The following is a 6663-nucleotide window of genomic DNA, read 5'->3' as shown; positions in this document are numbered from 1 at the left end:
GATCTGAGTGTGGAGGCGACAGGAACAGACGACTTATCGGCCGCGCAGCCGGTGCATTGAGGTCTGGGCCAAGCTGGTGTGAGGACAGGCGGGCACGCCGGCCATCAAGCGGCGTGCCCGGAACAAGAGCGCGGCAAGAGCCTCACACCTTCAGGTAGAGGACACCTGGGGAGGAGAGTCGGCCTGAAGCTGGAGCACAGGGGCCATGCGCTGGCTCTCGGGAGGATGGCCTGTGCCTTGACGTGCCGCTTGCCCACTGCCCACACTGCCGATCAGGAGCAGCAGGATGAGTGGTGGAGCGAGCAGGGCACCGAGGGGCCAAGAGGACCCCACCGGGCACCTTTGCACCTGCCGCACGGTCCACACGGCCAGTGCAACAGCCAGACCACCCAGCAGGCCACTCCAGAGCATCAACACACCGCACAGCGTACGGGTGAGGACAGGCGCTGCATAGACTTCAACCCAGTGGGGGAAGCGCCTCTCACGCCCTGAACTGGATGGTAGAAAGGGCTGTCTTCCTCGCACAGATACGTCACTGATCCTCGGCCCGTGATGATCAGCCACGCTGGGCTGGGTCAAGCGCTGTTTGTTACTCAGGCAACGTCACAGGTGCACTGCGCGTGAGCCCAGCCCACCCGTTGAGTCGCTCCTCAACGCTGCTGAGCAACCCTATTTCCGGCTCTCAGAGCTGGCGCGAACAGTGACACAGCGCGGCGTCCTCACCGAGTCACAGAGAGCCTGAACTGTTCGCTGGAACCGCAATCCGACCTCCCCTCTATCATGGAGAGCTCTGCAAACGTGTATCGCACCTTGACCTGGAGGGAATCGTCACGAACTGTGCGCAAGATGAAGGTGATCAGCGGCGTGCCCACTTGATCGACATCAAGGACGCTGTTCTTCGGAAAGCGGCGCTCCACCGGCCACTGCACTTGGCAACTTTGAAACGTGACATGGCGGTTATCCTGCAGCCCGAGTTGCTTACAGGTAAGGTTGGCAGCAGGATTGATGGCTGTGGACCGCTTGATCGCCGCTTGGAGTTGGTCGGACAGCACCTCATAGGCCCTCAACTGATCGGACAGGTGGACCAGACTGCCTTGGCCATGTGGACGCACGCTATAGATCCGGTCTGGGAAAGACCGCACAATCCATTGTTGACCCTGCCAGGTCTGCGGGCCTCCCCACGCTGTGGAGACCAGGGATGCGATCACCGCTGGCGCTTTATTGGGATACACCGTGCAGGTGTACTTCACGAAGGCTGTACTCGGCTGAGCACAGGGCACCCGCCTGTGTGACATGACCTGAAGCGTGTTATCAGCTTCTATCCCTTCAAAATCGAACTGGCAGGCGCCTGCCGCGCTCCACAGGCTGAGCCCAGCCAATCCAGTCCGCGTAAGAGGTCTCAAGTTCATCGTAAATCCACTTTACGCGGGAGAACGGCAGAGGTCCGCCGAACGTAGAGCAAGACTAGAGAGCCCCATGCCATGTCAAAGCGTAAACAAGGGGATGAAGCCCAGAACCCAGTATCGAATGACATGAAGTCTATTGAGCCTCACACCCATAACGTACTGGTCGAGCCCCATCGCCGTCCTGCTTCCAGCAGACAAATCTGACTTGCCGCAAGCAATGGATCAGCCAGGTCAGCGGCAGCGCAACGAGGCGCAAATGGAGCGTCAGGCGTTCACAGCATGTCCACCAACCTTACGGCCAATTCCTACGCGAGTGTTCCCGTCAGGTCTAATACCGCAACCGACTCGCCCAAAATGTAGGCGGCGTGGCTGGGAGATTCGTCATGCTCACAGTAAAGACGGAAGGGGTACCCCAATCGTCGGAGAAGCGAACGGCAATCACGTTCCAGCCGCTTCGTAGGGCCACGTCATACTGGTACGTCAACGTACTGTCGGGGGTCATTTGACACACCATCTTATTTTTAAGGCGTACGGTATCGCGTACATATACCAGGTATAAGCGCTCATAGGTTGAGCGTTCTTTCCCAGAGGTAATGCCGCGCTCCAAGAGAATTTGGTTGTCGTCCGCCGGGTTTGTTGCCCGAACATAGAGCTGAGCAACGCTGCCCTTAAAAGTATCGTCCAGTTGTTTGAATACCGGACAATCCTGTTTGCGGACAATGAGGTCATGGAGCGTCATCGAAGTGGCCTTCACAGGGGCTGTGGGGAAAGTCAAGGTAAACCCAGTCTTCAGATTCCCTGACAGTCTGTGCTGAGCGACCTTTGAGGCCGGAGTCGTGTACTGCAGGTCAAGAGCCGCACCTTGATCTCTCGCGTCGCTTGGACGGGCGGGATCAACCTTGAAATTGAGAGGGGCAGCGAATGCCACAGATGTGAGGAGACAGCCCAGGCTCAGGAAACGGCGCATGGGGTCATGCTAAGGGACGTGACGCTAGCGAAGATCATCTCCATTCCTTCGCCCTGCTGGGCACGAACCCGTATCTCCTGCACTGTTGCGTCGTCCAACTGGTCACACAGCTCACCCTGGCAGATGGCAAGCACGATCTGCAACCAGCAAAATGACGATGTTCCTCCGCCAAAAGCCTTTACAGTGACCAGTACTGTGAGTCCTCTGCCAAGCCGCCTGCTGATCCACGACACCCCAGCCGCCTGGACCGGCGCGCAGTTCAATGGAGTAACCCAGACGCCCCAGGGCCTGACCGTGGATGGCCCGGAGGGCACCATTCTCAGTCCCACCCTCACCGCACTCCCCTTCGACCAACTGCTGCCTTCCTGGAATGCCACCCTCACCGCACACGGCACCTGCACAGTGGACGTGCGCGTCCGCCGCACTTCAGGCGACTGGACCCGCTGGTGGACTTTCGGCACCTGGACCCCCAGCGCTGAGCGGACCAGCCTCAATCACCAGCAAGACGAGGATGGCCGCGTCCTGACAGACACGCTCAGTCTACAGTTTCACGCGGAGCACTTTCAGTATCGTGTTCACCTCACGGGCCAGGACAGTACCTTGCGCCTCCTGGCCTTCTGTACGACGGACCATGCGCAGCAGCAGGCCACCGTTCCCCGCCTGGGGCGGCCCGAACACTGGGGCACTGAACTGGCGTTGCCGCAGCGCTCTCAGATGGTGCATGAGGGTGGCAGCGGCTGGTGCAGTCCCACCTGCTTGAGCATGGTGCTGCACAGCCTCGGCACCGATCACTCTGTCCCGGAGACGGCCGCCGCCGTCTTCGACCAAGCGTACGGCGGTGCCGGCAACTGGGCCTTCAACGTAGCCCACGCCGGCCAACTCGGGTATCGCGCGTACCTGACGCGCCTCTTGGACCTCCAAGCAGCGGAAGACGAGTTGGCCCGCGGCGTTGCCCCGATCCTGAGTGTGGCCTGGCAGGCGGGCGAGTTGCCCGGCGCCCCCGTCACCAGCAGTGACGGGCATCTGGTCGTCCTTCGGGGCTTTGATTCTCAGGGTGACCCCGTGATCCATGACCCGGCGGCATCCACCGACGCGGAAGTCCGCCGGGTCTACCCGCGTCAGGCCTTTGAGCAAGCGTGGCTGGGGCATTCTGGTGGTCTGGCTTACCTTATCAGTCCAGCCTGATACGGCGCCCCCCATTGGTGTCGCGCGCGACCCTGCTCAACCTAGAAAAGGCCTGACGGTTTCTGGGGGTGTTCACCGGCCGTGAGGCCGGGCCATGGCGCCTCGCGCCGACTTGCGTAAGCTGGAGCAATGGCTACCCTCACCCTGACGCTCACCGATGACACGCAACACCGCTTTGAAGGCACAGCCACGTGGGTCACGCAAGCGGCCGAACGGGCTCGGGCCGTCCAGGGTGAGCACAACCGGATGTTCTGGTTCACGAACCCCGCTGTCCAGCCCTGTGTCTACAGTGTCGCTGGCGTCCTCATCCGACGCGTGCAGGACAGTCCAGCCTGATAGCAGACAAAGCGCATAGGGCCTCTCGCCACACTCAGGGCGAGCCACATTGCGGCGTGTCTCCAGCCGTTCAATGCACGGTGACGTGGTCTCTGATCCACGCGTGGGCAGCGGCCTCATCGTCAAACAACTTGTATTTGGCCTCAAGTGAGAGTAGGAGTAGAAACTTACCCTAAGAAGAAAAACGGCGTTGTAGACGAATAATTTCTAGTATGGTTCCACACAGTTGAAGTCCAGTTGAACCGTATTGAACTTGAAGCAGCGAGAGGCCCACTGAGTCGCGTCGCCCGCCTTGACCGACCGTTGCCATTGGGACGCGGCCTTCGCACGGTGCTCGGTCATGAGTGGGAAGGATGAGGCTTTTCTTAGGGCGTGCTCTGGAAGCACTTCATATGCTGCTGGAGCACGACCACGACCCCAAGCACTCTTTCCCGTCTCGGAGGACCACCATGACTGACTCTACCTTCAACCGCCGCAAGTTCCTTGGCGTGGCCGGCGCGACCGCCGCCACCGGCCTGCTGGCGGGCTGCGCTCCCGCGATGGGCATGGGCGCCCGGCCCAATCTGGACGCCACCATTTTCAACTTCGCCCTCAACCTGGAATACCTGGAAGCAGCGTTTTACCTGGCGGCCGTGGGCCGCTTGCAGGAACTGGACGCGGCCGGCGGCAACAGCAGCAAGGTCATTCTACCCGCCGGCTTTACCGGCAAGAACGGCAACGGCGTGAAGTTCGCTTCGGCCGATGTGGCTGCCTACGCCAACGAAGTCGCCACTGACGAACTGAACCACGTCAAGATTATTCGTAAGGTGCTGGGCCTGGGCGCCGTAGCGCAGCCCACCCTGGATCTGGGACCAGCCTTCGCGGCGGCGGGCGCGGCGGCGTCGGGCGGGGCCATCACCGGCTTTAACCCCTTTGCCAACGACCTGTTCTTCCTGCACGGCGCCTTTATCTTTGAGGACGTGGGCGTCAGCGCCTACAAGGGCGCCGCGCGCCTGCTGACCGACACCAGCGCGGGCGGCAACCTGGAAAATGCAGCCGGCATTCTGGCGGTCGAGGCTTACCACGCCGGCATGATCCGTACCCTGCTGTACCAGCAGCGCAACACGGACGTGACCTCGGCCCTCAAGGTGTCGGACGTAGTGCAGGCCATCAGCAACCTGCGCGACAGCGTGGACGGCGCCCTGGACACTGATCAGGGCATCGTGGAAGCGGGCGCGGCGAACATCGTGCTGGCCGACAGCAACAGCATCGCCTACAGCCGCACACCCCGTCAGGTGGGGAACATCGTGTTTCTGGCCCCGGGCGCCGTCAAAGGTGGCTTCTTCCCCGACGGCCTCAGCGGCGACTTCAGCAAGATTCTCGCGCTGTAACCCGGCGCCATTCAGCCGCACTGGCCCTGGGGCCAGTGCGGCTCTTTCTGGTCAAGTGGCGCTGGTGCTCAGGGCTCACGGTGGAACCGGCGGCGAAAGCGGGCATGCAGTCGTTGCGTCTGCTCAGCGGCACGTGCGGCCTTGGGATCGGCAATAAGGGCGCCACCGCGTGATAACGCGCCAACGACCAAGGCGCCAGAAATGAGGACCAGGTTCTTGATGATGTATTGGCCCTCCAGATTCGGAACCAGCGGCACGAACTTGAACGTTTCGTGCGGGAAGAAGACGAGCGGCAGGAAGGTGCCGGCCATCTGACCGAACAGGAGCAGCAGGGTCAGACGGAGATATCGGCCGGTCAGGAGCCCTAAGCCGATCAAGCATTCCCAGGTCGCGAGGACGGGCAGACTGATCGCTGCGGGCAACTGCCCGAAGGTCAGCACGGAGATCGTGCGTGTGGCCAGGTCTTCGGCGCTGCTGAGACCGGGGATGAACTTTTGGGCGCCAAACCAGAAGAACACGAGCCCGAGCGAGAGGCGGAGCAGGGTGATGCCATGCAGGGCCCACCAGCCCACCAACCGGGCTTCGTGGAGGTCGAGGCGATGAGCGAGCGGAAGACGAGGACGGAGCGAGGATGAAACACCGACAGGTGGTGCTTGTGGGGGTGACGTTGGACGCATAAGGACCTCCACCGGACCTGTTGTGTTGGCCTGGATACAGAGTCTTATGCGGCCCAGCGCCGCTTAGATGGAGGACAGGGTCTGTCATGCCCTAGACCAAGCCTTCATGTGTGCCCAGTGGCTGAGGGGAACTGCACACTGCGCACTCGCGCGGGACAGCACGAGCACCCCGAACAGGTGCGCCCAAGTGACTGCGGTTCTGCCTGAAAGCAGCAAGCGAAAGCCCCGCTCAAAGCGGGGCTCCGTGGTCTGTCATCACACCCGTCTGATCAGGAGATTAGTTGCCCGTCTGGGTCGAGCTGCCACTGGCATTCAAATCCAGGTTCAGCACACTCGTCAGACCACCCAGGAGGCTGCCGCTGCTCTGGCTGCCATTCTCACCATTGGAGCTGTGGCCACTGGCGCTCAGAATCGCGCCCAGCGCGCTGTCCAGGCCCAGGTTCAGTTCACCCTGGCTGTTCGAGCTGTTGCCCTCGTCATCGGTGCTGCTGCTCTGCCCACTGGCGTTCACATCGGCGTTGAGCACTGCGCCCGCCACGCCGAGCACACTGCCACTGCTCTGATTGTTGTTCTGTCCCTCAGTGCTCTGGGCGTTGCCGCTCAGCAGTCCGGTCACGCTGCTGCCCAAATTGAGGTTCAGACTGCCGCTGCTACTCCTCGTTTCTGCGGACGCTGCACCAGCGGTCAGGGCGAGGGCGGTCAGGGCGGTCAAAATCTTCGTC

The 6663-nt window shown here is 61.6% G+C and carries 7 protein-coding genes; 2 read left to right on the top strand and 5 right to left on the bottom strand.

Annotation, left to right across the window (positions count from 1 at the left end; translation table 11 throughout):
* Positions 1–150: 150 nt before the first annotated feature.
* The 3 genes from GO986_RS22205 to GO986_RS22195 form a co-directional block, all read right to left on the bottom strand.
* Positions 151–417 carry a hypothetical protein gene (locus GO986_RS22205; RefSeq protein ID WP_157461709.1) on the bottom strand — a complete coding sequence of 89 codons (267 nt, stop codon included), beginning with the start codon at positions 415–417 and terminating at the stop codon, positions 151–153.
* Positions 418–719: 302 nt separating this feature from the next.
* Positions 720–1250 (bottom strand): hypothetical protein, encoded by a 531-nt coding sequence (locus GO986_RS22200; protein WP_198170937.1) that lies wholly within the window; start codon positions 1248–1250, stop codon positions 720–722.
* 484 nt (positions 1251–1734) lie between these two features.
* On the bottom strand, positions 1735–2373 hold the full coding sequence (locus tag GO986_RS22195) for a hypothetical protein (protein ID WP_157461707.1): 639 nt from the start codon (positions 2371–2373) through the stop codon (positions 1735–1737).
* A 195-nt stretch (positions 2374–2568) separates the two neighbouring features.
* On the opposite strand from GO986_RS22195, the gene GO986_RS22190 reads away from it, so the two are divergent.
* Complete coding sequence (locus GO986_RS22190) at positions 2569–3558, top strand: C39 family peptidase (RefSeq protein WP_369409545.1); 990 nt, start codon at positions 2569–2571, stop codon at positions 3556–3558.
* Positions 3559–4343: 785 nt separating this feature from the next.
* Positions 4344–5264, top strand: coding sequence for a ferritin-like domain-containing protein (locus tag GO986_RS22185; RefSeq protein ID WP_157461705.1), 921 nt, complete (start codon positions 4344–4346; stop codon positions 5262–5264).
* A gap of 68 nt (positions 5265–5332) precedes the next feature.
* Here the strand turns inward: GO986_RS22185 and GO986_RS22180 are convergent, their stop codons facing one another.
* Both GO986_RS22180 and GO986_RS22175 read right to left on the bottom strand, forming a co-directional pair.
* Positions 5333–5836 carry a DoxX family membrane protein gene (locus tag GO986_RS22180; RefSeq protein WP_369409544.1) on the bottom strand — a complete coding sequence of 168 codons (504 nt, stop codon included), beginning with the start codon at positions 5834–5836 and terminating at the stop codon, positions 5333–5335.
* A 382-nt stretch (positions 5837–6218) separates the two neighbouring features.
* On the bottom strand, positions 6219–6663 hold a 445-nt coding region (locus GO986_RS22175; RefSeq protein WP_232337967.1), incomplete at its 5' end, for a hypothetical protein.

Origin of the sequence: Deinococcus arboris (assembly GCF_009755355.1) — a bacterium.
In the GTDB taxonomy this organism is placed as follows: Bacteria; Deinococcota; Deinococci; order Deinococcales; family Deinococcaceae; genus Deinococcus; species Deinococcus betulae.
This window is presented reverse-complemented; position numbering and strand designations above follow the sequence as displayed.